The organism is Neorhizobium galegae (assembly GCF_017877135.1).
Taxonomy (GTDB): domain Bacteria; phylum Pseudomonadota; class Alphaproteobacteria; order Rhizobiales; family Rhizobiaceae; genus Neorhizobium; species Neorhizobium galegae_A.
In genome coordinates this window covers 176,652-198,980 of sequence record NZ_JAGIPH010000010.1, presented here as the reverse complement: position 1 = coordinate 198,980, position 22,329 = coordinate 176,652, and the positions used below count along the sequence as shown (strand labels likewise).

At 62.0% G+C, this 22,329-nt stretch carries 19 protein-coding genes; 8 read left to right on the top strand and 11 right to left on the bottom strand.

Features of this window, described 5'->3' with window-relative positions; all coding sequences use genetic code 11:
- Positions 1–76: 76 nt before the first annotated feature.
- On the bottom strand, positions 77–979 hold the full coding sequence (locus tag J2858_RS22275) for a LysR family transcriptional regulator (protein ID WP_210107056.1): 903 nt from the start codon (positions 977–979) through the stop codon (positions 77–79).
- A gap of 91 nt (positions 980–1,070) precedes the next feature.
- On the opposite strand from J2858_RS22275, the gene J2858_RS22270 reads away from it, so the two are divergent.
- Together J2858_RS22270 and J2858_RS22265 are read left to right on the top strand one after the other, a co-directional pair.
- Positions 1,071–2,087 carry an NADP-dependent oxidoreductase gene (locus J2858_RS22270; RefSeq protein ID WP_210107080.1) on the top strand — a complete coding sequence of 339 codons (1,017 nt, stop codon included), beginning with the start codon at positions 1,071–1,073 and terminating at the stop codon, positions 2,085–2,087.
- Positions 2,088–2,158: 71 nt separating this feature from the next.
- The gene (locus J2858_RS22265) at positions 2,159–2,461 is read left to right on the top strand and encodes a putative quinol monooxygenase (RefSeq protein WP_210107055.1); all 303 of its coding nucleotides are present in this window, start codon (positions 2,159–2,161) and stop codon (positions 2,459–2,461) included.
- Positions 2,462–2,603: 142 nt separating this feature from the next.
- On the opposite strand, the gene J2858_RS22260 is transcribed toward J2858_RS22265, so the two are convergent.
- Positions 2,604–3,569: a dihydrodipicolinate synthase family protein gene (locus J2858_RS22260; RefSeq protein WP_210107054.1), complete on the bottom strand. Its 966-nt coding sequence runs from the start codon at positions 3,567–3,569 to the stop codon at positions 2,604–2,606.
- A 147-nt stretch (positions 3,570–3,716) separates the two neighbouring features.
- Positions 3,717–4,436, bottom strand: a complete 720-nt coding sequence (locus J2858_RS22255) for a GntR family transcriptional regulator (RefSeq protein ID WP_210107053.1) — start codon at positions 4,434–4,436, stop codon at positions 3,717–3,719.
- Positions 4,437–4,822: 386 nt separating this feature from the next.
- Between J2858_RS22255 and J2858_RS22250 the strand changes: the two genes are divergently transcribed.
- Positions 4,823–7,624, top strand: a complete 2,802-nt coding sequence (locus tag J2858_RS22250) for a DNA translocase FtsK (protein WP_245367004.1) — start codon at positions 4,823–4,825, stop codon at positions 7,622–7,624.
- 3 nt (positions 7,625–7,627) lie between these two features.
- On the opposite strand, the gene J2858_RS22245 is transcribed toward J2858_RS22250, so the two are convergent.
- From J2858_RS22245 to J2858_RS22220, 6 genes are all read right to left on the bottom strand, one after another.
- Positions 7,628–8,980 carry an LLM class flavin-dependent oxidoreductase gene (locus tag J2858_RS22245; protein ID WP_210107052.1) on the bottom strand — a complete coding sequence of 451 codons (1,353 nt, stop codon included), beginning with the start codon at positions 8,978–8,980 and terminating at the stop codon, positions 7,628–7,630.
- Positions 8,981–8,991: 11 nt separating this feature from the next.
- Positions 8,992–9,771, bottom strand: a complete 780-nt coding sequence (gene hutC, locus J2858_RS22240) for a histidine utilization repressor (protein WP_210107051.1) — start codon at positions 9,769–9,771, stop codon at positions 8,992–8,994.
- Positions 9,772–9,799: 28 nt separating this feature from the next.
- On the bottom strand, positions 9,800–10,591 hold the full coding sequence (locus J2858_RS22235) for an amino acid ABC transporter ATP-binding protein (protein WP_210107050.1): 792 nt from the start codon (positions 10,589–10,591) through the stop codon (positions 9,800–9,802).
- Positions 10,588–11,256 (bottom strand): amino acid ABC transporter permease, encoded by a 669-nt coding sequence (locus tag J2858_RS22230; protein ID WP_210107049.1) that lies wholly within the window; start codon positions 11,254–11,256, stop codon positions 10,588–10,590. The genes J2858_RS22235 and J2858_RS22230 overlap by 4 nt, the downstream gene beginning before the upstream one ends.
- On the bottom strand, positions 11,253–11,894 hold the full coding sequence (locus tag J2858_RS22225; RefSeq protein WP_210107048.1) for an amino acid ABC transporter permease: 642 nt from the start codon (positions 11,892–11,894) through the stop codon (positions 11,253–11,255). Before J2858_RS22225 ends, J2858_RS22230 begins: the two co-directional genes overlap by 4 nt.
- 97 nt (positions 11,895–11,991) lie before the next feature.
- A complete protein-coding gene (locus tag J2858_RS22220; RefSeq protein WP_210107078.1) occupies positions 11,992–12,819 on the bottom strand; it encodes a transporter substrate-binding domain-containing protein in 828 nt (275 codons plus the stop codon).
- A 259-nt stretch (positions 12,820–13,078) separates the two neighbouring features.
- Between J2858_RS22220 and J2858_RS22215 the strand changes: the two genes are divergently transcribed.
- From J2858_RS22215 to J2858_RS22205, 3 genes are all read left to right on the top strand, one after another.
- A complete protein-coding gene (locus J2858_RS22215; protein WP_210107047.1) occupies positions 13,079–14,863 on the top strand; it encodes an ABC transporter ATP-binding protein in 1,785 nt (594 codons plus the stop codon).
- Between the two features lie 297 nt (positions 14,864–15,160).
- Entirely contained in the window at positions 15,161–17,881 is a 2,721-nt protein-coding gene (locus J2858_RS22210) for an ABC transporter transmembrane domain-containing protein (protein WP_210107046.1), read from the top strand.
- A 39-nt stretch (positions 17,882–17,920) separates the two neighbouring features.
- Complete coding sequence (locus J2858_RS22205) at positions 17,921–18,409, top strand: cyclic nucleotide-binding domain-containing protein (RefSeq protein WP_210107045.1); 489 nt, start codon at positions 17,921–17,923, stop codon at positions 18,407–18,409.
- A 48-nt stretch (positions 18,410–18,457) separates the two neighbouring features.
- On the opposite strand, the gene J2858_RS22200 is transcribed toward J2858_RS22205, so the two are convergent.
- The gene (locus tag J2858_RS22200; protein ID WP_210107044.1) at positions 18,458–18,940 is read right to left on the bottom strand and encodes a class I SAM-dependent methyltransferase; all 483 of its coding nucleotides are present in this window, start codon (positions 18,938–18,940) and stop codon (positions 18,458–18,460) included.
- Between the two features lie 25 nt (positions 18,941–18,965).
- On the bottom strand, positions 18,966–20,294 hold the full coding sequence (locus J2858_RS22195; protein WP_210107043.1) for a nucleotide sugar dehydrogenase: 1,329 nt from the start codon (positions 20,292–20,294) through the stop codon (positions 18,966–18,968).
- A gap of 215 nt (positions 20,295–20,509) precedes the next feature.
- Between J2858_RS22195 and J2858_RS22190 the strand changes: the two genes are divergently transcribed.
- Positions 20,510–21,601, top strand: a complete 1,092-nt coding sequence (locus tag J2858_RS22190; RefSeq protein WP_210107077.1) for a glycosyltransferase family 4 protein — start codon at positions 20,510–20,512, stop codon at positions 21,599–21,601.
- Positions 21,598–22,329 carry a polysaccharide deacetylase family protein gene (locus J2858_RS22185; RefSeq protein WP_210107042.1) on the top strand — a complete coding sequence of 244 codons (732 nt, stop codon included), beginning with the start codon at positions 21,598–21,600 and terminating at the stop codon, positions 22,327–22,329. Before J2858_RS22190 ends, J2858_RS22185 begins: the two co-directional genes overlap by 4 nt.

Here is a 22,329-nt window from a genome sequence, read left to right as displayed (position 1 = left end):
GCAAGAGGCCGCTGTCCAGCTGAACGCGCGTGGTTTTGGGCTGGAATGCGCCAGAAGCAGACATGCAATGCCAATGTCACGACAGCTCTGATAGGGTGTTGAGGAAGGCGCGGACGGCGGGGTTCGACCGTCGGCTCTCGGGCCACAGCGCTGTTATATTGTGCCGGTCCACCGCATAGTCGGCCAGAACCGGCACGAGCGCTCCACGCCTCACCCAGGCGCTGGCCATGAAACTCGTTGCCATTCCAATGCCGGCGCCCGCCGAGATCGTCGCAAGAACGGCTTCGCTTGCGTCGACGATGATGCCGGAGGACGGCACGATCTCGACCTCCCTGTTCCCGACGCGGAAAGGCCAGCGGAATAGCTGGCCGCTACTCTGGTAGCGCAGGCTGACAGTGTCGTGCTCTGCCAATTGGTCCGGATGGGTCGGCGGGCCGCGCCCGGCCAGATATTCGGGCGAGGCATAGCAGCATAGCCGATGCGGCAGAAGGCGGCGGGAAAGCAGGCGCGAGTCTGACAGATCGCCGATGCGGACTGCGACATCGAAGCCGCCTTCGATGAGATCAACCATGTGGTCGCTCAGACGCAGATCTATGTTAACCTTCGGATGGAGCCTGCGAAACTTAGGGAGCACCGGCGCTATTACGTGCAGACCGATCGGCAAAGATGCCGCGATTCGTAATGTGCCGGCGGGCTCGGTGCGCGCTGCTTTTGCCGCCTGCTCGATCTCTTCGGCGTCGTTCAGCAGCCTGAGCGCACGCTCATGCAGATCGCGCCCTTCGGCCGTCAGGGTCAGGGAACGTGTCGTGCGCGCAAAAAGCGAAACGCCGAGCTGCTTTTCCAGCCGCTGAATGCTTTTGCTGACCGCCGAGGGTGAGATGGACAAGGAGCGGGCGGCGGCGGTGTAGCTTCCGAGCGAGCCGGCGCGAGCGAATGCAATCAGCCCCGTCAGCCTATCAATTCCGATTTGTTCCTTCATGGCACTATTAAAGCGAATTGTCCGGTGATTATCAATCGAACAAGTTGATCGTATCTTCAGTCATCCAAACCAACATCCAAGCGAGGCCATGATGACTGACATGATGAAAGCCGTGCGATTGCACGAATTCGGTGGACCGGATGTCCTCCTCTATGAGGATGCACCCCGACCGGAAATCTCGGCTGACGACGTGCTTGTTCGCGTCCATGCCACGAGCCTCAACCCGCCGGATCTCTATCTGCGCGATGGTTACCGGGCTCTCCCGCCGGAATGGCAGCCCAATCCAAGCTTTCCGCTGATCCTTGGCACGGACATTTCCGGCACGGTTGCGGCCGTCGGCGAAGACGTGTCGCAGTTCAAGATCGGCGACGAGGTCCATGCGATGGTCCGGTTCCCGCATGACCTCATGACGGGAAGCAGCGCCTATGCCGAATATGTTCGTGTTCCCGCATCGGACTTGGCGCTGAAGCCCGCCGGGATCGACCACGTCCAGGCCGCCGGCGCGCCAATGTCGCTTCTGACTGCCTGGCAATTTTTGGTCGATCTGGGACACGATGCGCCGAACCCTTTCCAGACTTTCCCGCATGCCCCGGCTCCGCTCGACGGCAAGACCGTTCTGGTGAACGGCGCCGGCGGCGGCGTCGGCCATCTCGCAGTCCAAATCGCGAAATGGCAAGGCGCGAGGGTGGTTGCCGTTGCTTCGGGCAGACACGAGGCGCTTCTCAAAGATCTTGGTGCCGATATTTTCATCGACCACACGAAGACGGCTGCCGAACTAGTGGCGAAGGATGTTGATCTGGTGCTCGATGCCGTCGGCGGCGCGACTATGGAACGCTTTCTTCCCAGCATTAAGCCGTATGGCGCCCTGTTTCTCGTCAACCCGATGGGCTTTTCAGGTTATGACGAAGCCGCCCGACGAAAGATCACCGTCTCGACGACGCAGGTGCGCTCGAACGGCGCGCAATTGGTAGAGGCCGGCCGTCTGCTTGAGGACGGCTCCATACGGGTGGTGATCGACAGCACTTATCCGCTGGCCGAGGCATCGGCAGCGCATCGTCGTGCTTCCGAAGGAAGCATCCAGGGCAAGATCGTGCTGGTCGCCGTCTGATCACCACTTGACCAGTCAAGGCCCAGTCCGCCGCGGACTGGTGGTCGAGGCGCTGATGGAGGAGCTATCCCATGCTGATTATCACCGGCTACATGCACGTCGATCCAGCCGATCTGGCGCAATGCATGACGGAACTGAATGCGCTGGCATATACGACACGAAAGCGTCCGGGCAGCATCACGTATGATGCTGCCGTGGACGATCCACAATCAGGTCGATTGCTGATATCGGAACGTTGGGTCGATCAGGCTGCGCTTAGCGCTCATTTGCAGGCTGCCGACACGATCGCGTTCGTCAGCCGCTGGATCGGTAAGATGCGAGGCGAACTCAAGAAATACGACGCATTGAACGAACGCGACATCATGGATTGCTGACGCTGCGACCGGTTGGAGGTGTACGTCAGCTTTGGGCCGAAAGTCGCGCAGTCCATCGCCCCAGGCTGCCGAACGCATTGAGGCGACAGCTGAATGCTGCCGCCTCGATACGCACGTCATTTCAGATAGGCGAACAGCCTTCTCAGGCAGCCTTGTCCTGAGAGACAGGGGCAACCGTTTTCGACCAGTCGGCGTACCAGGCCTGGAAGAGCTTGAACTGCTTTTCGACAAAGCCGCGCTGGCTGTCGGACAGACTGTCCGTCTCGTTGAAGTGCAGCGTATATTCCGGGTTTCCGGTCATCACCAGCATGTGCTTGTAAAAGAGGACGAGATCCGGGCCTTCATCGAAGGAGGAGAGCACGGCAAGGGCGGTTTCCAGCTCAAGCGCCTGGGCGCGCGCCTTTGCATCGCCCCTGGCGGCTGCCTCGCAGAGCGATACCAGATGCAGCACTTCGCGCGGCAGCACATTGCCGATGCCGGTAATGGCGCCCGAGGCGCCGCAATTGACGAAGCCGTGGAAGACGGCGGTATCGACGCCGACCATGAGCGTGACCTCATCATCGCGGCTGGTGATGTTTTCAGCCGCATAGCGCAGGTCTGCCGGACCACCGAATTCCTTGAAGCCGATCAGATTCTTGTGGTCCCGACGCAGCTCGAAGAAGAGGTCGGCGCGTGTGGCAAAACCGTAATAGGGGCTGTTATAGATCACGGCCGGCAGCTCCGGCGCCGCCGACAGAATGGCCTTGAAATGCGCCCGCTGGGCCGAGACGGACGTGCCGCGCGACAGGACCCGCGGGATGACCATGAGACCGTGGGCGCCGACCTTCTGGGCATGGGCGGCATGTTCCGCGGCAATTTTCGTGTTGACCGCCCCCGTGCCGACGATGACGCGCAGACCAGCCTTGACCAGGCGCTCGACGCCTTCCATGCGCTGCGCGTCGCTTAGCAGCGGCCAGTCACCCATCGAACCGCAATAGACAACGGCCGACATGCCGGCATCCACCAGCTCGCGGCCCTTGCGCACCAGTCCGTCGAAATCGGGGCTGCGGTCGGCATGGCACGGCGTCATAAGGGCCGGGATGCAACCGGTGAAAATGTTCGAAGTCATTGCAATCTCCATCTGGCGGGCGGTGCGGCCACGGAAGCCACTTCCAATCGACAGCTGGTATACACTTTGTATTTTTGGATGTCGACGGAAAACCGCATCTGCGGACTCGTCAGGAATCCGAGAGGTAGCGGGCCTCATGTCGGGGTCTCAGGGATCGTTGATCTGGCGCGCATTGCCTGTGTCGCGGGCCACGTAGTCCTGGATCTGGGCAACGATCTGGGCCGCATGGGCAAGGGCCAGGCGATCGGCCCGCTCGACATCGCCGGCCTCGATGGCGAGGATCATATCTTCATGCTCCTCGACATATTGCCGGGGCAGTCGGTCGTCGAATGTCGAGTAATAGAGCCGCAGGATCCGCCGCCCTTCGTCCAGCAGGCGGGCAAAGAACGTCGTGTAATAGGCATTGCCGGCGCGCTCGGCGATGGCCACGTGAAAATCGCGGTTCGCCTCGATCATGGCATAGGCGTCCTGCGCCGAAACCGCCTTTGCAAACGCTTCCTGGCGCGCGCGAATGGCAAGGGCCGGGCCCGCACTCTGCCGTTTGGCGGCTCCACGTGTCGTGACGCGGTACATCAGCGTCAGCGCTTCGAAATAGGCGGGAAGGGCGGCAAAATCGATCGCGGCGACGATCGTGTTGCGGTTGGGCAGGGTCGTCGTCAGCCCATCGGCGGCCAGTCGCAGCAGCGCCTCGCGCACCGGGGTGCGCGACATGCCGAACCGCTCCGACAGTTTGACCTCGTCCAGCGGCGAGCCGGGCTCAAGCGTCATCGCCAGGATCTCCCGGCGGATCGTCGTATAGACCATCTGGGTGCCGAACCCGCGGGTGCGGGCCGGGTCTTGAGCATCCTGTGTCTTCGTGGTCGCCATTGCAGATCCGTCTCTCGTTTTTGCTCATCCATCATACTGCAGGGCGTCTGTCGATGAAATTCATCGGGCAGTTTTCGGCGGCGACGAAGAGAGGTTTTCCCGGATCGTCACGCCCCGGTAAGGTCCGGTGAAGCGTGCTGGCTGGCGCAGAGGCACCGAGCCGGCGCGATCTGCGACGAACAGGGCGAACCGTTAAACAAATGGACGCCGGAAAGTGTTCAAATTTTGGTGGAATGTCTATATATTACAATGTTATAGCTGTCTCGTGCTGCGGAGCGGACAGCCTGTCACAGGTTATGAAATCGCACAGCCGGAGACGGTTCTAAAGGAGCCATTAACCTTTATTTTCTACTTAATAGCACTGCCATTTGTACGCGGTTGGTGTGATGCATTTTCATAGAACGAACTTCCCCAAGTCCCTTGAAACGATGCAGTCCGACGAGGACTTTCTCGACGGCGGCGCACATGCGCCGGAGCGGCGGACACCAACGGTCGATCCGAACGAGGCCACGATCGAGCAGGCGCCGTGGCAGGCCGCTTTCAAGCTGGCGCCGAATGTGCGCTTCACCCGCACGCCGGAAAGCATTCTTGCCCGTCCACGCAGCCGTGACCAGATGGCGCCCGTTGCCCCGGAAGAGCGGATGCCGGCGGCCGCCGGCCGTCTGGTCGAGCCGCTTGATGTGAACGCCCAGCCGCCGGTCAACGAAAATGCCACACTTGCGCCGGAACTTCTCGTCAATGCCTTGCAGGGTGCCGCGTCTGCCATGCAGCAGATGCCGGTCCCGCCCAAGGTCAAGCCTGAACCTTCGCCGCGTGCCCTGATTTTCAGGCGCCAGCCGAAGGAACAACCGAAAGTCGAAATGCCTCCAGAACAGAGTATCGAGACCGCTTCTCCCACTTTTGCCGCGGAGATTTCTGTCACGCCCGAACCGCAATCGACCGCCAGCGCAACTGCGCCTTGCGCACCGGCACCCGAAATCCCGGCAGCTCCGCCGGCAGTTGTCCAGGTATCGCCTGCTGTCGAGGCGCCGATCACCGTCGACACGTCTGTTGCAACCGCTCCTTCCGAGGTGGCAGAGCCGTCTCTTCCGCTTGATGCGCCAGCGAAGCTCTGGCTTTCCGATTTTGCGTTCTTTGAAGCCGGAATCGCCTCCGATCATGCGCCGCCGGCATCCCAGCCAGTGTCGCTACCCCAGCCATCCGTTCCGACCTTGAAGCGTCGCCCGGCCGAAGTCGTGCGTTTGTCGCATCCGCTTGTGCCCGCGTCCGTCACGGCGCTCTATCGCGAAGTGCGTCCCGGCACCCGGTTTGAGCGGCGTCCTCTCTCGGCGCCCGCCGCCGAGCTGCCGCCGGCTCCGCTCGCAGTTGAGGCGCCAGCGCCCGCTCCGGTCCACCCAACGATGGCAAGCGAACCGATGTTCGCGACCGCCGCGCCCGCTCCGGTGATCGAGGATACCGGTGCTGCCGTTATCGAAACGCTTGCCGCGCCGCAGGAGAACCCGGGGGCGGCCGCTTCCGAAACTACTCTGGACACAATCGCGGTTCCGCCGCCACAGCCCGTGGCGCGCGCGGTCGTTCCGATATCGCGGCGCGTACCGCAGGGATTGCCGGGTCTTACCGGCGCCATGGCCGTGCGAGAAAGCGACGATGCCTACGAGTTTCCGCCGATCGCACTTCTGCAGGAGCCTTTCGGCCAGCAGGCAGAAGCAGTACAGCCGGATGCGCTCCAGCAAAGCGCCGGTCTTCTCGAAAGCATTCTGGAAGATTTCGGTGTCCGCGGCGAAATCATCGACGTGCGCCCCGGCCCGGTTGTGACGCTCTACGAATTCGAGCCGGCGCCGGGTGTGAAATCCTCGCGCGTCATCGGCCTTGCCGACGATATTGCCCGTTCCATGTCGGCACTGTCGGCGCGTGTCGCGGTTGTTCCCGGCCGCAATGTCATCGGCATCGAACTGCCGAATGCCGTGCGCGAAACGGTTTTCCTGCGCGAACTCATCGAGTGTGAGGATTATTGGGAGACCAAGCACCGGCTGGCGCTTTGCCTTGGCAAGACCATCGGTGGCGAGCCCGTCATTGCCGAGCTTGCCAAGATGCCGCATCTGCTGGTCGCCGGCACCACCGGGTCTGGCAAGTCGGTTGCGATCAATACCATGATCCTGTCGCTTCTCTACCGGCTGCGCCCGGAAGAATGCCGCCTGATCATGATCGACCCGAAAATGCTGGAACTGTCGGTCTATGACGGCATTCCGCATCTCCTCACCCCCGTCGTCACCGATCCGAAGAAGGCCGTTCTGGCGCTGAAATGGGCTGTGCGCGAGATGGAGGATCGCTATCGCAAGATGTCGCGGCTCAGCGTGCGCAACATCGACGGTTACAACGCCCGTGCCGCCCAGGCGCGCGAAAAGGGCGAGACGATCACCGTCAACGTGCAGACCGGCTTTGACCGTCACAATGGCGAGATCGTCTACGAGGAACAGGAACTCGACCTGTCGCCGATGCCCTATATCGTTGTCGTCGTCGACGAAATGGCCGACTTGATGATGGTGGCCGGCAAGGAGATCGAAGGCGCTATCCAGCGTCTGGCGCAGATGGCGCGCGCCGCCGGCATCCATCTGATCATGGCAACGCAACGACCCTCCGTCGATGTCATCACTGGCACGATCAAGGCCAACTTCCCGACGCGCATCTCCTTCCAGGTGACGTCGAAGATCGATAGCCGCACGATCCTTGGTGAACAGGGCGCCGAACATCTGCTCGGCCAGGGCGACATGCTGCATATGGCGGGCGGCGGCCGGATTTCCCGCGTCCACGGACCTTTCGTCTCGGATGCCGAGGTGGAACACGTCGTTTCGCACCTGAAGGCGCAGGGGCGTCCGGATTATCTCGGAACCGTCACCGAAGACGAAAACGAAGCGGAAGTCGAGCCGGAAGCCGATGCCGCCGTCTTTGACCGCAGCTCCATGGGCAGCGAAGATGCCGACGACCTTTATGAAAAGGCCGTCAAGGTGGTGATGAAGGACCGCAAGTGCTCGACCTCCTATATCCAGCGGCGGCTCTCGGTCGGCTATAACCGCGCCGCCTCGCTGGTGGAGCGCATGGAGCAGGAAGGCCTGGTCGGCCCGGCAAACCATGTCGGCAAGCGCGAGATCATCTCCGGCAAGCCGGCCGTCGCGCTGCCGGACGATTGAGGCTCAAAGCTTTTGCCGGGCAGCCGCATAGCGGTTGGCCGGCTTCGACAGGCCAAGGTTTTCGCGCAGCGTCGACCCCTCGTAGTCCTCGCGGAACAGGCCGCGGCGCCGCAGTTCCGGCAAAACCAGCTCGACAAAATCGGTAAGACTTGCCGGCAGTGTCGGGAACATCAGGATGAAGCCGTCGGCAGCACCCGCCTCGAACCATTCCTCCATGAAATCGGCGATTTCGGTCGGTGTGCCGGTAATGCCGTTGCCCGTGCTCTTTTCGGCGTAGTGGCGAATGAGGTGGCCGAGCGTGTGGCCCTGGCGGATGTAATCGGTCAGTTCCTCGAACAGGGCCTTGGAGCCTTTCGGCTCGGCCGGCAGGCGCTCCATGGGGAAGGGCTCGTCAAGCGCTGCACCGGACAGATCGGTTTCCAGAAACTCACCGAGCATCCAGCGCCCGACATCGGGATGCAGGTTGTCGATGAGGAAATCGACCTTCGCCTGCGCTTGCGCTTTCGTTTCGCCGACATTGATCACGACGCCCGGCATCATCTTCAGGTCGCTGGTGGAGCGGCCGTATTTTGCCATGCGTCCCTTGACGTTTTCGGCGAACGCCTTGTTGCGCTGAAGGTTTGAGGCGAGGCTGAAGACGATTTCGGCGGTGCGGGCAGCAAGCTCCATGCCCGGCTCCGAGCCGCCGGCCTGGGCAATGACCGGGCGCCCCTGCGGCGAGGCGGCGACGTTCAGCGGCCCGCGCACCTGGAAATGTTTGCCCTTGTGGTTGAGAAGATGCAGCTTATCCTTGTCGTGATAGAGGCCGGAGGCCTTGTCGAGCACCAGCGCATCCGGCTCGAAACTGTCCCATAGGCCGAAAACGACGTCGACGAATTCCGCGCCGCGCTCGTAGCGCCAGCTATGGGGCGGCAACCCGTCGAAATTATAGTTGTAGCCGGCTTCGTCGTGGTCGGATGTCACCACGTTCCAGCAGGCGCGTCCGCCGCTCAGATGGTCGATCGAGGCAAAGATGCGGGCAAGATTGAATGGCTCGTAGAAACTGGTCGAGGCGGTTGCGACGAAGCCGAGCTTTTCTGTCAGCACCGAGAGCGCCGAGATGAGCGAAAGCGGCTCGAAGCGGTTCATCTTGGTGGGCGAGCGGGCCAGCGCTTCCGGATCACCAACGGCGGCTGCCGGGGAGTCTGCCAGGAACATGAAATCGAATTTTGCCGCTTCCGAGATTTTTGCGACACTGAGCAGGTGATCGATGGTGTTGGCGCCATGCACGTCGGCTGCCGGATGGCGCCAGGCGGCCGGATTGAACCCGAAGGTGTAAACGAAGGTGCCAAGCTTCAGCTTGTCGGTGCGGGCCATCGAAATCGTCCTTATGTCTGGTCTGCGGGTGGGGTTTCCAGCCGCCGCAGGGGTGTAAAACGGGCTGTCAGCGCATGCTGGCTACCGGGATAGGTCAGGCGCACGCGCGTCACGGTCTCTTGCGGCCGCCAGGTCTGGCGCTCCACCGTCAGCACGGGAGCACCGGGAGAAAGACCGAGCGCCTCGGCAACGGATGGCAGGGCCGCTTCGGCAGAGATCCGGTGTTCTGCCGCATTCCAAGGCACATGGTGGAGCAGCCACGGCCCGGGTGACAGCGTCTCGAACGCTTCCGTTGCCGCTTCCGGCACCAGGCCGAGGTTGATGATGCGCTCCTCAAGACAGAAGGGTTTTTCATCGGCCCTGTGCATCACGGTGATCGCCAGAAGCTTGCGCCGCGCCGGGAGGACACAGGTGGCCCTTTCGGTACGTGTTGGCAGGCGCAGCGTGCGCGACAGAACCTCGAAACGGTAGGAAAGGTTCAGCGCCCGAACCTCGTCGCCGATATCGTAGATTTCCAGGATGGCGCTTTGCGGCCCCTGCGGCAGGACGATGCTGCCGGTCTTGCGGCGCCGGAGCAGAAGGCCCGCCCGGGCAAGTTCCGTCAGCACCTTGTTGACGGTCATGCGCGAGCACCCATAGGTCAGCGTCAGCGCCTGTTCGGACGGCAGCTTGTGGCCCGGCGGCCAGCGACCGCTGACGATATGGCCCTCGATCTCCTGCAGGATGCGGGCATGGAGAGAGGCGGGCGGGGAGCGTCTCTGCGGCTGTCCTGTGCCCGAGGTCTGATCCATGCTCTGGCCCTCCTCAGCCGCTGTCCGGTCAGGCCAGCATCGAGGCACCGCGATCCAGATAGGTATCGAGGAACTGCTCGAGGCGTGGATGGCGCGGCTTGGCAAACACGGTTGCGGGCGCCCCGGTCAGGATGAGGCGACCCTGGTCGAGAAAGCTGATCTGGTGGCCGATGGTGGCGGCAAAGCCGATCTCGTGGCTGACGACGACCATGGTCATGCCCTCTGCCGCCAGATCGCGCATGACGGTCAGCACCTCGCCGGTGAGCTCCGGGTCCAGTGCGGAGGTCGGCTCGTCAAACAGCATGATCTTCGGCGAGAGCGCCAGCGCCCGGGCGATCGCCACGCGCTGCTGCTGGCCGCCGGACAGCTGCGACGGGTAATGGCCGGCCCGGTTTTCGAGCCCCACCTTGACGAGTTGTGCCATGGCGCGCGCCTCGGCCTCTTTCTTCGGCACCTTGTGAACGGTCTTCAGCGCTTCCGAGACATTGCCGAGGGCTGTCATGTGCGGCCACAGATTGAACTGCTGAAACACCATGCCGATCTGCGAACGCACGGTGCGGATCTGGCCTGCAGGCAGCCGTTCCCGCTCGTTCCGTGCATTCTCAAAGAAGCCGAGCGCCTCGCCATTCACCGTGATCATGCCTTCGCTTGCCTCCTCCAGGAAGGCAAGGCAGCGCAGCAACGTGCTTTTTCCCGACCCCGACGGACCGATGAGGCAGGAGACCTTGCCTTCTGGAATATCGAGATCGATGTCCTGCAGCACCGGCGTCTGGCCGAAGCGCTTGACAAGTTTTCGAACGGAAATGGCGGGAAGCGTCATGGCGTGGAAAACCTGTAGGTGGAAAAGCGGGATTCGGCAAAGCGGCCAAGCCGGGCCGCGGCCTCGACGATGACCCAGTAGATGACTGCCAGCAGGAAGATGGCTTCGAGGAAGGCATATTCCTGCGAACCGATGGCACTGACGGTGGTCGTCAGTTCCGGTACGGTGATGATGGACAGAACCGCCGATTCCTTCAGCAGGATGACGGCAAGATTGACCGATGGCGGCATGACGATCAGCGCCATTTCCGGCAGGAGAATACGCCGGATGATCTGAAACCTGGAAAAGCCGAGGCATTCGCCGGCTTCCACATGGCCATGCGGCACGGCGGCGTAGCCGGCGCGAAAGATCTCCGAATAATAGGCGCTCGCATAGATCGACAGTCCGAGAAGCCCGCAAGGGATCGGATTGAGCGACAGCCCGATGAAGGGGCCGCCGTAATAGACGAGAAAGATCTGGATGAGGAAGGGCGTGCCGCGCAGCACTTCGACCACAAGCCCGAGCGGCAGGTCGATGAACCGCCCGCCATAGCGCCGCGCCGTTGCGACCAGAAACCCGATGAGGACGCCAAGCAGCATGCCTGCAATCCAGAGCGCCAGCGTCACGCCGGTGCCGGCCGCGATTTCCGGGAGGTGCTTCAGGATGACATTCGGGTCGAAGATCATTTGGCGCCTCCCGGCAGGGCCCGTTCACCAAAGCGGCCGGCAAGCGCCACGCTCCAGCAGATGACGAGATAGATGAGGGCGGCCGAGGAAAAGATCTCGATCGGCAGATAGGTGGAGGAGGCAAGATCCTGCGCCATGCGGGTGATTTCCACGATGCCGACGACGGAGACCAGCGAGGAGGATTTGAGGATCATGATCGCTTCGTTGACGAGGGCCGGGAAGGTCAGCCGCAGGGCAATTGGCACCTTGATGCGCAAAAACACCTGGCGGGGCGTAAAGCCGACCATGTCGGCCGCCTCGACGAGGCCGCGCGGCACGCTTTCAAATCCGCCGCGCAGGTTTTCCGCCTGATAGGCCGCCGTGCAGAGCGACATGCCGATGATGGCGGCGACAATGCTCGGCACGTTCAAGCCGATGAACGGCAGAAGATTGTAGATGAGCAGCAGCTGCACCAGCAACGGTACGCCTCGGAAGAAGCTGATGAAGAATTCGGCCGGCCGGCGATAGAGCGCCTTGCCCGACAGAAGCGCTGCCGACAGCACAAGCGCCAGCAGGAAACCGATGGCAATCGAGATGGCGCTGATGCCGATGGTCCAGGCCGACGCCTGTACCAGAAGATTGAACAGCTTGAACGACATGGGGCAGGCATCCGTCGCGGGGGCGGTTGACCGGATTTCGGTCAACCTTTTTAACCTGCGGGCAGGACGATCAAGCCTGCCCGCTTCCGTCAGCCGATCAGATGGCCGGGTCCTTCACGGCATCCGGCGTATCGAACTTGGTGCCAAACCACTTTTCCTGCAGCTTTGCCATGCGGCCATCGCCCTTCATCTTGAGGATGGCGGCATCGACGGCGTCCAGCAGCGACTTATGATCGGCATCCTTGGTTCCGACGAAGCCGAAATAGGTGGGCTTGCCGAAGGGCGGCAGAACGACTTCAAACATGCCCGCGCGCTGCTTGGCGACGAAGGCGATGTTGGGCAGCGAATTGGCAACGGCCACCACGCGGCCGGCAGCCATGTCGGCATAGGCATCGTTGAAGGCCGGATATTCGCGGATATCGACCTTGGAGGGCAGCGTTGCGGAGAATTCCGTGAGCTGGGCAAGCTGGGCGGTTGCCTTGCCGACGCCGACGGCCTTGCCGGCGATATCCTGCGGCTTGGTGATCGAGGCGTCGCCCGCCTTCTTCAGGATGGCAACGGTGGCTTCGGCGATCGGTGCCGAGAACCGGTAGCGCTCCATGCGGGCCTTGGTGATGGTGGCGGGACCCGCGACCACATCGAACTTGCCGGCTTCAAGGCCCGGCAGGACGCCTTCCCAGGGCAGTGTCACCCACTCGATCTTGACGCCGAGTTCCTTGCCGATTTCGGCGAACATATCGACGTTGAGGCCGACGTGATCGCCGGCATCGATGAAATCGAAGGGTGCAAAAGCAGTTTCGGTGCCGACCTTCAGAACGCCTGCGGCCTTGACCTTGGCCAGCACGTCGTCCGCATGGGCGGCAACACTTGCGCTAAACAGCATGGCCGCCCCGAGGGCCGCCTTGAGGAAACTTCTCTTCTGCATCATGATGCTCCCATCTCTTGTGCGCGACAGCGCGATGATCCCCGAAATTGTCCGGTGGCTCCGGCCCTTTTGACTATACAAATAGACCGGGCTGCCGGGCCGATGTCAACAAATTTGTGCAGATCTTCATTCTGCTTAAAAAATGCGCTTTCTGGCTGCTGCGATTGAAGTGTCATACACTCATGATTTGCAAAAGGTCGGATGCGGGGGTATGCCCGAGCCTTGTCTTTCAGCCGCCAAGGCACCGAGAGTTTGACCCATGTCCGATACGCTCAAGCAGTTTGCCGCCTATTATCGCCCTCACACGCGGCTTTTCCTCCTGGATTTCTCCTGCGCGGTCGTGTCCGGTCTTCTCGAGCTTGCCTTCCCGCTGGCCGTGACACTATTCATCGACAGGCTTTTGCCGACGGGTCAGTTCGGCTGGATCGCGGTGGCCGCCGTGGGCCTGCTGCTGGTCTATCTCGCCAATGCCGGCCTGCAGATCATCGTTACCTACTGGGGCCACATGCTCGGCATCAACATCGAGACGGAGATGCGGCGCAAGGCCTTCGACCATTTGCAGACGCTGTCCTTCGGCTATTTCGACAATGAGCGGACGGGCCGGCTGGTGGCGCGCCTGACCAAGGATCTCGAAGAAATCGGCGAGGTGGCCCATCACGGCCCGGAAGACCTGTTCATCGCGGTGATGACGCTGATCGGCGCCTTCTGCATCATGCTGTGGGTGCATGCGCCGCTGGCCGTGATGGCTGCGATCATCGTGCCGCTCACCGGTTTCCTCACCACCCATTACGGGCAGAGGATGACCGTGACCTGGCGGGCGCTCTATGGTCGCGTGGCCGATTTCAACACCCGCATCGAGGCCAATGTCGGGGGTATCCGCGTCGTGCAGGCCTTTGCCAACGAAGAGCACGAGCGTCGGCTGTTTGCCAAAGACAACAGCAATTACCGCGACACCAAGCTGCAGGCCTACCGCTACATGGCGGCGTCCACCTCGCTCACCTATCTGTCGATGCGCTTCGTGCAGGTGGTGATCATGCTGGCTGGTGCCTGGTTCGTTACACAGGGAAGTCTCAGCGCTGGCGGCTTTGTCGGCTTCCTGCTTCTCGTCAACGTCTTCCTGCGTCCGATCGAGAAGATCAATTCCGTCATCGAGACCTATCCGAAGGGCATTGCAGGTTTCCAGCGCTATCTCGCCTTTCTGGCGCAGAAGCCCGATATCGTCGACCGTCCCGGCGCAAAGCCGTTGTCGCGCCTGGATGGGGATATCGTCTTCAAGGATGTGGCGTTCCAGTATGCCAGCGGCCAGCCGGTGTTTCAGGGCCTCAATCTGTCCGTCAAGCAGGGAACGATGGTTGCCTTTGTCGGGCCGTCCGGTGCCGGCAAGACGACGCTCTGCTCGCTGCTGCCGCGCTTTTACGACGTGACGGGCGGCGCCATCACCATCGGCGGCGTCGATATCCGTGACATGACGCTCAAATCCCTGCGCGGCAATATCGGCATCGTACAGCAGGACGTGTTCCTCTTTGCCGGCTCGATCCGCGAAAACATTGCCTATGGTCGCCTGGGGGCGTCAGACTCGGACATTATCGAGGCTGCCCGGCGTGCACGGCTGTCGGATGTGATCGAGGCTTTGCCCGACGGCCTCGATACGGTGATCGGGGAGCGCGGCGTAAAACTGTCGGGCGGGCAGAAGCAGCGGCTGGCGATTGCCCGCATCTTCCTCAAAAACCCGCCGATCCTCATCCTCGACGAGGCAACGTCGGCGCTCGATACGGAGACGGAACGCGCCATCCAGGCGTCGCTTGCAGAGCTTGCCGTCGGGCGCACGACGCTCGTCATTGCCCACCGGCTGGCCACGATCACCAAGGCGGACCGGATCCTGGTCGTGGACAAGGGTCGCATCATTGAGCAGGGCAGCCATAGCGAGCTCGTGGGCATGGCGGACGGGCTTTACCGGCGCCTGCACCATGCGCAGGTGGACGGTCTTGCCACGCTTCTCGATGAAGGGCGTCCGCCGCTCTCCGGTGAAGTCAAGACGGCCTGAAATCCCCGCTGGGGCCGCATCTTCCGGGCGTGGCTGCGTACCCGATTCGCCCTCGGCGGTAAAATCGGTCGGTATGGCGGGCCCGCGACGCTGCATATGCGGTCGTTCGCGGCCCCATCCTTGCCCGAATTTCCTGCTCCTGTGTCCTGAAACCGCCAGGGGTGAAACTTTTGGCACCCCGGTGGCGTCTTTGTGTGCACTGCATTTGCGCCGGCGGGCAGACGCGAATATATACTCAATTCCTTGAACATTCGCGTCCTCTCCCAGGGACGCACGGAACGCCAAAGCACCCGCCGGATGGAACAGAACCTACTTCGTTATATCTGGAATCACACGCGTTCCCATCAGATCTGGATCCTGTTCATCGTCCTGTTCTCGATGCTGCCCTATTTTGCGGCCTTCGACCTGCCCAAGCAGATCATCAACGGCCCGATCCAGGGACAGGGATTCGAATCGGCGGACGCGTCTGCAGCCTTCCTCGATTTCAGCTTTACCGTTCCGGTCATCGACTGGACCATTTCCTATGACGGAATCCAGCTGAACCGGCTGTCCATGCTGATGGCGCTGAGCGGCGTCTTCCTGCTGCTGGTCATCGTCAACGGCCTGTTCAAGTTCTATATCAATACCTACAAGGGGCGGCTTGGAGAGCGGCTGTTGCGCCGCATCCGCTACGAGCTCGTCGACCGCGTGCTGCGCTTTCCGCCCAACACCATGAAACAGGTGAACGGCGCGGAAATCTCCACCATGGTGAAGGACGAGGTGGAGCCGTTCGGCGGCTTTACCGGCGATGCCTTCGTGCAGCCCGCGCTTCTGGGTGGACAGGCGGCCGCCGCCCTCTTCTTCATCTTCCTACAGAACACCTGGCTCGGCATGATCGCTGCCGTCATGGTGGCCATCCAGGTCGGCATCATTCCCAAGATGCGCCGCCGCCTGATCGATCTTGGCCGCCAGCGTCAGATTACGGCGCGTCACCTGGCCGGTAAGGTGGGCGAAATCGTCGAGGGCATCGACACGATCCATGCCTATGACACCTCCAATTACGAGCGCGCCGATATTGCTGCCCGGCTTGGTCAGATCTACCGGATCCGTTTCGAGCTTTACCAGTGGAAGTTCCTCGTCAAGTTCGTCAACAACTTCCTGTCGCAGCTGACGCCCTTCCTGTTCTACTCGATCGGCGGCTATTTTGCCCTGCGCGGCAGTCTGGACGTCGGCCAGCTGGTGTCCGTCATCAACGCCTACAAGGACCTGCCGGGGCCGCTGAAGGAACTGATCGACTGGGATCAGGCGCGCCAGGACGTGCAGGTGAAGTACGAGCAGGTGCTGGAACAGTTCGAACCGCCGCAGCTGATCGAGCCTGCGGTGCAGGTGATTGCGCCGATTGCGCCGGCCTTTCCCGGCGGTGCGCTGGCGGCGACCAATATCATCATTGCCGATGGCAGCGGCGCCAAGGTGGTCGACGGGGTGTCGGTGAAGATCGAGCGCGGCGAGACGGTCGCCGTCGTCGATAATTCCGGCAGTGGCGGCGAGGCGCTTGCCGAAGCCTTCGGCCGACTGGTCTGGCCGCTGTCCGGCAAGGTCACGCTGGGCGATGCCGATATTCTGGAACTGCCGGAATCCATTACCGGCCGGCGGATTTCCTATGTCTCGGCCAACAGCTATTTCTTCCACGGCAGCCTGAAGGACAACCTGCTCTATGGGCTGAAGCATGCGCCCACCAGCACCGTCAGCTATAGCGGCCGCGACGCGGCAACCCGCAAATGGGAGGTGCATGAGGCGCAGATGGCGGCCAATTGCAGCTATGACCTCAATGCCGACTGGCTCGACCGGCGCTCCACCTCGGTTCTGCGCGGCTTCAACGATGACCTGAAGCAATCGCTGACGCGGGCGCTCGATGCCGTGCAGCTGACGCCGGACGTCATGGAACTGGCGCTGCACTCGATCATCGATCCGCAGGAGAATCCGGGCCTTGCCGAGCGTGTGGTGGAAATGCGCCATGCGCTGCGCGACGCGCTGAAGCAGGAGGGGCTTGCGCATATCGTGGCGCCGTTCGACCCCGCCTCCTACAATACCGAGGCGACCGTTGCGGAGAACCTTCTGTTTGCCGCAACCCGCACAAGCGCGCCGTCGGAGACGGACGTGGCGGAAAGCCAGTACGTGTTCGAGGTGCTGAAGCGTGCCGGCCTCTCCGAGCTTCTCTATGCCATGGGCATGACGATCGCTGAAAACCTTGTGGAAATCTTTGCCGACCTGCCGCCGGAACATCCGTTCTTCCAGCAGCTGCAAAATATCACCGCCGACGACATTTCAGCCTACCAGCAGTTCCTGCAGAAGCGAAAGGCACGCAAGGAACAGGCCGTGACGGAGGATGAGCACCGCAGCATCGTGCGGCTTAGCCTCTATTACATCGAACCGCGCTATCGCTTCGGCGTGCTGACGCAGGAGATCATGAGCCAGGTGGTGGCGGCCCGCGACCTGTTTTACAACAATCTCCCCGCCGATCTGCGCGACCGGGTGGAGCGCTATGACCCGCATCGCTATATGGCGGCCGCCACGCTTCGGGAAAATGTGCTGTTCGGCAAGCTCTCGCATCGCGCCCCCGATGCCGCTGTCCATGTCCGCGAGATCGCCAAGCGGATCATGGATGAAAAGGGGCTGCTCGACAGCTTCCTCGGCATCGGCCTCAGTTTCGACGTGGGGAGCGGCGGGCGACGCCTGACGTTGACGCAGCGCCACAAGATCAGCCTGGCGCGCGCGCTTATCCGCCGGTCGGACTTTTACATCTTCAACCGGCCCCTGCCGGGGCTCGATCGCCGCGTGCAGGAAGAGATCGTCAAAAACGTTCTTGATTTCCTCAAGGAGCAGGACAATGATCCTGCCATTGTGTGGGTTCTTTCCAACACAACACTGTCACGCCTGTTTCACAGAGTCATCGTATTCGATCGCGGCGTTGTGGTCGCCGATGGACCATACGATACTCTGGACAAAGAAAGTGGTATCTTCAAGTCGCTGGTGGCGTAAGCTGACGTTGCTGTGCGGAGGGGAGATAAGTGGACCTCCATGTTGCTCAACGACGAAGTGAAGCTTCTGCAGAAACTGCCCTATTTCAGCAAGGTCGATGCCTGCAAGCTGAAACTGCTGGCGTTTGCATCGGATCGCGTCTGCTATGATGCTGGCCAGGTGATGTTCCGCCAGGGCGACAGCAGCGATGCGGCCTATGTGCTCCTGCGCGGAAAAGCGGATCTTGTGGTCGATACGGTCGCAGGGGAGAAGAAGGTGGGCGAAGCCCATGCCCATTCCATGGTTGGTGAAATGTGCCTGCTTTCAGAGGCGCCGCGGGGTGCGACCGCCCGCGTGACGGAACCGCTGGAAGCGCTGCGCATTTCGCGCGATTGCTTCCTGAAGGTCGTCTCCCACAATCCGCAGGTCAGCTTCCAGATCAGCCGGTCGATGGCCGAAACCATTCGCGATGCAGCCCGCGCACCCGGACAGGCGTTGGCCAAGATCCCGGGCCTTGCGCTCGCCAAGCTGCCCGAACGCGTCGATTGAGCCTGTCCTGAGGGTCTCTCCGAGCCACCTTTGCCGCTTCCGCCGCGATCAGCGTCGGCGATAGTGAAAATATCGACCTTCCTGAATGCTTTCCAGCCGCGGCAAGGGCTGAAGGTCCGCATGGTCCAGCGGCAGCCCGCTCACGGCAACGCCGCCCGGTGCCAGCATGCCCGCCACCATTTGCGGCAGCCATGTCAGCGTCACGGCATCGACGTCCGGATAGCCGGTGCCGATATCGGCATGGACGAGGGCGGCATTCTTTCCGACAAAGGCCTGCCCGGTTTCGCGGATTTCCCCCTCGACGAAATTCTCAGGTTCGGGCGTGGCAGAGGCATGCGAGGCCAGCTTGCGATCAAAGGCGATGATCCGCCGGCCGCCGAAACATTCGCGCAGATGGCTGAAGGTGCGGCCATTGCCAAGCCCGATCTCGAAGACCGGGCCTTCTTCCGGCAGATCGCCATGGTCGCGCACGTGGTTTAATAGGTCCCGCTGCGCGCTCATGCGGTTGATGAAACTGTCGAGCCTGCTCACGCTCGTCTCCCTGCCTTTTGCTGCTTCAAGCCTTGACGACCTTGTCCGATGAGATGCCGCGCCGGGCATACACATTGCGTGTGTCGATGATCAGTGCTGACGATTGTTCGAGCGCTGCATAATCGACGGGATCGTGATCGGTCGCGATGACGACCGCGTCAAAGCCCACTATCGCCTCCGGGGTTAGCGCCACCGACCGGCGGCCCATCAGGTGGCCATATTCGCGGGTGCGCGGCACCTCGTCGAGAAAGGGATCGTGGTAGGCCACGTCTGCGCCGCGCTCCAGCAGGATTTCCATCAGCCGCAGCGAGGGGCTTTCGCGAATGTCCGGCACGTTCTTCTTGTAGGCGAGGCCAAGGATCAGCACGCGCGAGCGGCTGAGCGCCTTGCCAAGCCGGCGATCCAGCGCTTCGGCCAGCTTTTCCACCACATGGCGGGGCATTGCCGTATTGATCTCGCCGGCCAGCTCGATGAAGCGGGTCGGCTGTTCGAATTCACGCGATTTCCACGTGAGATAGAAGGGATCGATCGGAATGCAGTGGCCGCCAAGGCCCGGGCCCGGGTAAAACGGCATATAGCCGAAGGGCTTGGTCTTTGCCGCATCGATCACGTCCCAGACGTCGATGCCCATGGCGTCGTAGACAAGCTTCAACTCGTTGACGAGCGCGATATTGACGGCGCGAAAGATGTTTTCGGTGAGCTTCACGGCTTCTGCCGTGCGAAGGCTGGAGACGGGTACGATGGTCTTGACCACGGCCCCGTAAAACGCCTTCATCATCGCAAGCGCCTGCTCACCGTCACCGGCCACGACCTTCGGGATGGTGGACGTCTCGAAATCGCGGTTGCCCGGATCCTCGCGCTCGGGCGAATAGCCGAGGAAGAAGTCGACGCCGCAGGAAAGACCGGTCTTCTCCAGGATCGGCTTCATCACCTCGTCGGTCGTGCCGGGATAGGTGGTGGATTCCAGCACGATCAACTGGCCGGGTCTCAGCCGCGCGGCGATGTCGCGGCAGGTGTTTTCGACAAAGGAGAGGTCCGGATCGCGGTGGCGGGTGAGCGGTGTGGGCACGCAGATGGCAATCACGTCGCATTCGGCGAGGCGATCGAAATCGCACGTCGCCGCGAACCGCCCGGCACCATGTTCTGCGGCAAGCACCGCATCCGGCACGGCATCGATATAGCTCTTATGGGCTTCGATATGGGTGATCTTCTGGGGATCGATATCGAAGCCGAGCACGGAGAAGCCGGCGCGGGACATGCTAATCGCCAGGGGCAGGCCGACATAGCCGAGCCCGATGACACCCGCTTTTGCGGTTTTCGCAACGATGGCTGAAAGAAGATCCGGTTTTTGCATTGCTGTGTGATCCACCTGATGCCTCTCCGCTGGGCGCGACTGTTCGGCTGCTTCAAGTGAGGCGCAACGGCGGACCTGTCAAGGTGAGGGCGCGCGCGGCGTGATCAACACGGCTCGCGCTTTGCGTGATCAGCCGAGGGCGAAGCGCCTGTCATGACAAAAAATCTTGGACCGGTGCCTTGCAAACGGCGGGCAGCTTGCGCCATCTCGCAGAGATGAAGATTGCCTTTTACGCGCCGCTCAAATCTCCCAACCATCCGGTCCCCTCCGGCGACCGTCTGATGGCGCGGCAAATCCTGAGCGCTCTGACGCTCGCGGGGCATGATGTGAAGAGGGTGTCGGAGTTCCGGTCCTTTTCCGCAACGCCCGACGTGCCGGATGACCAGAAGATGATCGCGGAGGCGGAGCGCGAGCGGATCGCGGTTGCGTGGCGGTCGAAGGGACTGCCGGATCTCTGGTTCTGTTACCACCCCTATTACAAGGCACCGGATCTTTTGGGTCTGGAACTCTGCCGGCAATTTTCGCTGCCCTATGTGACCGCCGAATCCTCCTATTCCAGGCGGCGCAATATCGGCGGCTGGGCGCTGTCGCAGGAGATGGTGCTCTCCGGCATTCGTCAGGCGCGCGTGAATATCTGCCTCACACAGCGGGATCATCAGGGCCTGCTGGACGTGGCGCCGGCTGCCCGCTTCGCGCGGCTGTCACCGTTTGTCGATCCCGCACCGTTTCTGGCCGAAAAGCCGCGGCCGGAGCCTCGCCATCTGATGACGGTTGCGATGATGCGTCCGGGCGACAAGCTGAGCAGCTATACCGCCCTTGCAGAGGCGCTTCATCGACTTTGCGATCTTGACTGGACGCTCACCATCATCGGCGACGGGCCGGCGCGGGCGGAAGTGGAGCAGGCCTTCGGCGCTGCGCTGCCGCCCGGACGTGTCCGGTTTGTCGGCCAGAAGGAACCGGGCGAGGTGGCCGAATACCTGTCGCGGGGCGCCATCTATCTCTGGCCGGGCCATGGCGAGGCCTATGGTCTTGCCTATCTCGAAGCGCAGGCCGCGGGGCTTCCGGTCATTGCCGAAAACGTCGCGGGCGTGCCGGAAGTGGTGGACAATGGCCGAACCGGCCTGCTGACTCCGCCCGGAGATGCAGAGGCCTATGCCGATGCCATCCGCGCCCTGCTGACCGATGAGCCGGAACGCCAGAGACTGGCCACGAATGCCCGTCGCTTCGTGGCGGAGGAGCGGTCCCTGTCTGCGGCATCGCTTCGCCTGCACCAGATCCTTGAAACCAGCATGAAAGAAAGCCCATGAGCCGGAACGCTGTGAAGGATCATCTGGACCGGTTGGCAGACGAGGGCAGGACGGTGACGTTCTGGCTGCGCGACGACGATGCGGTGACGCCCACACCAGCCCTTGACCGGCTGCTGATGCTGACGAGTGCGCATGAGGTGCCGCTGACGCTTGCTGTCATCCCTGAGGAGACCGGGGAGGCGCTTGCTAGGCGACTGGCATCGGTGCCGCTTGCACGTGTTGCCGTGCATGGCTGGTCGCATCGCAGCTATGCGGTACCTCCCGCCAAGAAACAGGAGCTTGGCCTTGATCGTCCGCTTGAAAGCGTGACCGACGAATTGCAGGCAGGATTTGAAAAGTTGCGGGAGCTTTACCCGGCGCAGTTTCTGCCCATGCTTGTTCCGCCGTGGAACCGCATTGCACCGGCCATTGTTGACCGGCTGCCGGCGATTGGCTTTACGTCGCTTTCGGTGTTCGGCCGCGAAAAATCGGCGCCGCTTGCCCTTCTCAACACGCATGTGGACATCATGGACTGGCATGGCAGCCATGGCGGAAAGCCGGCCGAGGCCCTGTTTGCCGAGCTGCTGTCATATCTCGCCGGTGAAGAGCCGATGCGCCCCATCGGCATCCTCACGCACCATCTCGTGCATGATGCGGCGGCCTGGGATTTTCTGGAACAGCTTTTTGCGCTGACGGCCAGCCATCCGGCCTGCCGCTGGCGGCATTCTGCCGAGATCCTCAGCGCTTGA

What these genes read in the sequence shown, in the direction of transcription:
- J2858_RS22275 (WP_210107056.1), bottom strand. Translation starts at nt 979, where the DNA reads ATGAAGGAACAAATCGGAATTGATAGGCTGACGGGGCTGATTGCATTC.
- J2858_RS22270 (WP_210107080.1), top strand. Translation starts at nt 1,071, where the DNA reads ATGACTGACATGATGAAAGCCGTGCGATTGCACGAATTCGGTGGACCG.
- J2858_RS22265 (WP_210107055.1), top strand. Translation starts at nt 2,159, where the DNA reads ATGCTGATTATCACCGGCTACATGCACGTCGATCCAGCCGATCTGGCG.
- J2858_RS22260 (WP_210107054.1), bottom strand. Translation starts at nt 3,569, where the DNA reads ATGACTTCGAACATTTTCACCGGTTGCATCCCGGCCCTTATGACGCCG.
- J2858_RS22255 (WP_210107053.1), bottom strand. Translation starts at nt 4,436, where the DNA reads ATGGCGACCACGAAGACACAGGATGCTCAAGACCCGGCCCGCACCCGC.
- J2858_RS22250 (WP_245367004.1), top strand. Translation starts at nt 4,823, where the DNA reads ATGCATTTTCATAGAACGAACTTCCCCAAGTCCCTTGAAACGATGCAG.
- J2858_RS22245 (WP_210107052.1), bottom strand. Translation starts at nt 8,980, where the DNA reads ATGGCCCGCACCGACAAGCTGAAGCTTGGCACCTTCGTTTACACCTTC.
- hutC (WP_210107051.1), bottom strand. Translation starts at nt 9,771, where the DNA reads ATGGATCAGACCTCGGGCACAGGACAGCCGCAGAGACGCTCCCCGCCC.
- J2858_RS22235 (WP_210107050.1), bottom strand. Translation starts at nt 10,591, where the DNA reads ATGACGCTTCCCGCCATTTCCGTTCGAAAACTTGTCAAGCGCTTCGGC.
- J2858_RS22230 (WP_210107049.1), bottom strand. Translation starts at nt 11,256, where the DNA reads ATGATCTTCGACCCGAATGTCATCCTGAAGCACCTCCCGGAAATCGCG.
- J2858_RS22225 (WP_210107048.1), bottom strand. Translation starts at nt 11,894, where the DNA reads ATGTCGTTCAAGCTGTTCAATCTTCTGGTACAGGCGTCGGCCTGGACC.
- J2858_RS22220 (WP_210107078.1), bottom strand. Translation starts at nt 12,819, where the DNA reads ATGCAGAAGAGAAGTTTCCTCAAGGCGGCCCTCGGGGCGGCCATGCTG.
- J2858_RS22215 (WP_210107047.1), top strand. Translation starts at nt 13,079, where the DNA reads ATGTCCGATACGCTCAAGCAGTTTGCCGCCTATTATCGCCCTCACACG.
- J2858_RS22210 (WP_210107046.1), top strand. Translation starts at nt 15,161, where the DNA reads ATGGAACAGAACCTACTTCGTTATATCTGGAATCACACGCGTTCCCAT.
- J2858_RS22205 (WP_210107045.1), top strand. Translation starts at nt 17,921, where the DNA reads ATGTTGCTCAACGACGAAGTGAAGCTTCTGCAGAAACTGCCCTATTTC.
- J2858_RS22195 (WP_210107043.1), bottom strand. Translation starts at nt 20,294, where the DNA reads ATGCAAAAACCGGATCTTCTTTCAGCCATCGTTGCGAAAACCGCAAAA.
- J2858_RS22190 (WP_210107077.1), top strand. Translation starts at nt 20,510, where the DNA reads ATGAAGATTGCCTTTTACGCGCCGCTCAAATCTCCCAACCATCCGGTC.
- J2858_RS22185 (WP_210107042.1), top strand. Translation starts at nt 21,598, where the DNA reads ATGAGCCGGAACGCTGTGAAGGATCATCTGGACCGGTTGGCAGACGAG.